Here is a 2,071-nt window from a genome sequence, read left to right as displayed (position 1 = left end):
TTCGTATCCAGATTGGGTTTGGATGATCTCGAAAGCTGGCTTGTCAGTACGCTCAATAGACTGAACGAGAGGGTGGGGGAACAGAAACCGCAGAATGCAAAAAGGCCCCATAAATGGGGCCTTTAAGTTCAAATTTGGCGGTGAAGGAGAGATTCGAAACTACCCGTGAGCGATTTTCGGAACCTCCCCCCCGGTTTACAAGGGCTGCAGCCTGGTGGTGCGCGTAGAATCTGTCCCAGCGTGGTCCCAGAGGTTAAATGCACCAGGTTGCAGAACACGGCGGCAACAGGAGTTTTCCGCGTTTTATGTTGAGCCATGGGAAAAAGGTAATTTTGGTAATGAGCTGTCGAAAACCGGGCAAAAGCCAATAGAATCGGATAGTTGATATAGTTTTATAGAGGTAATAATAAGGTAAGTAAATGGTTATAAAATTACTTTCAGTGCAAGTAATGCCAATCCGCTACCAAACCCAGTAAAATGGGACCTTGAACAAAACATTACCCCTCCCCTTACCTTAAATTACCCTCTGAGGTAATGGGCGAAAGCCACGATCTATAAGGGCTCCAGCCCGTTTTGATCCCTCGCTTACTAAAATTACCCTTTTCCCGCCCCACGTCTGAAAAATGACTGTGCGCCATCTATTTTTGTGTTTTTTTCGCGCCCTCTAAATCGGCACTAACAGCCAAGAAACTCGTGGTGATGCTGTGCAATGCCGCAGAACACCGGAGAGCCGCACGGGCTGGGCCTCACAGCTGTTTTTCTATTGAGCTGGGCAGTGACTAATTCGCACCTGGCGCGAACGGTTCCGAAAACGAAAACTCCGTCTGCAGCTGATTTTAGCAAGCGTAGCCCTTGTAGACCGGGTGTCTCACTCCCCAGACCAATTTGCCGCCGTCCCATAACGCAGTGCAAGGCCGTTGCACTTCTTCGCAAAACCTTGCACTCCGTGCAATTGCGAAACAACCCACAGACCCCGCAGCGGGCCTGGGCGGAGCCACCGTTTGCACCCCACTCCACCTTTGCACAAAAAAGGGACGTGAAGCCCGTCGGCGGGAGGGGGATAAGTGCTTTTTCATCTATTTTTTGTCTTGGCAGGTTTTTTTGCCGGCACGGCTATATTTGTGTGCGTCACTTGACGCACCCCGACTGAAATCCCTCTCGCCTATAGACTCCGGGCATAACTAAGCAAGCTAACCACTTCAATCGCCAATTAATATTGCGAAAGCTTGGGTAACTACAGACTCATGGAGCGATTTGGAATAAACCCTTAATGAACGTACCGGTAGCGCGCAATCACTATATCGTTGATTTATATCGGTAACGCGTAAGATTGGGTGGGAGTTGGCTTCTGTGGCAGTTACTTCAGCAGCCAGCTATGCAACCACTGTGCGGGTCGAGGTTTTTTGGAAAGCCACAAATGGACGCAAGGCCGGCTTTACTTCTGACCGAATGGATCTATCGTAAATACGTAGTCGGCTGATTATTTTACGAAACAATAGAATTGCTAGTGATTTCTATTTAGGTGGTACATGCAGCTCTAGGGCATGTATTACCGCAAAGGTAAGTATATATCAGATAGCAAAGGTGGATAACATGAAGAAAAAACAACAAGGGCTTGCCGCTGTCGAGCTCTCACTCGTGTTACCAGTTCTTTTTCTAATAATATTCGTCATTATTGAATTTAGCATTGCCCTTTATGATAAAGCCATAATAACGAATGCCAGCCGAGAAGCAGCAAGAGCGGGCATAGTATTAAAGACCCCCAAACTCACCACCGCTCAAATTCAGAATGTTGCTAATAACTATCTGGGCGCTAATTTGATAACGTTTGGATCAGCCGTCACCCCGGTGGTAACTGTTCCCTCGGGAGCTGGAGGACTTTTCGGCACGCCGCTAACTGTTCAAGTCTCATACCAATACTCCACTATGGTTCTGGGCGGCATTCTCCACGTAGTCAATAACCCGATTAACTTATCGGCGACAACAGTGATGCTAAATGAGTGATTTCAACTTAGGATGCTCGCCATGTGTACAGCGGTTAAAATAAAAGCATTGCCACACCCCCATATGG

General features: G+C 47.8%; 1 protein-coding gene. It reads left to right on the top strand.

The annotated features are described in order from the left end of the window. Positions 1 to 1,593 precede the first annotated feature (1,593 nt). Entirely contained in the window at positions 1,594 to 2,004 is a 411-nt protein-coding gene (locus AC1DH9_RS28005) for a TadE/TadG family type IV pilus assembly protein (RefSeq protein WP_442114667.1), read from the top strand. The last annotated feature ends 67 nt before the right edge of the window (positions 2,005 to 2,071 follow it).

This window comes from Pseudomonas sp. 05T35, assembly GCF_056396605.1.
The sequence above is the reverse complement of the archived record's forward strand: the minus strand, read 5'-3'. Positions and strand labels throughout refer to the sequence as shown.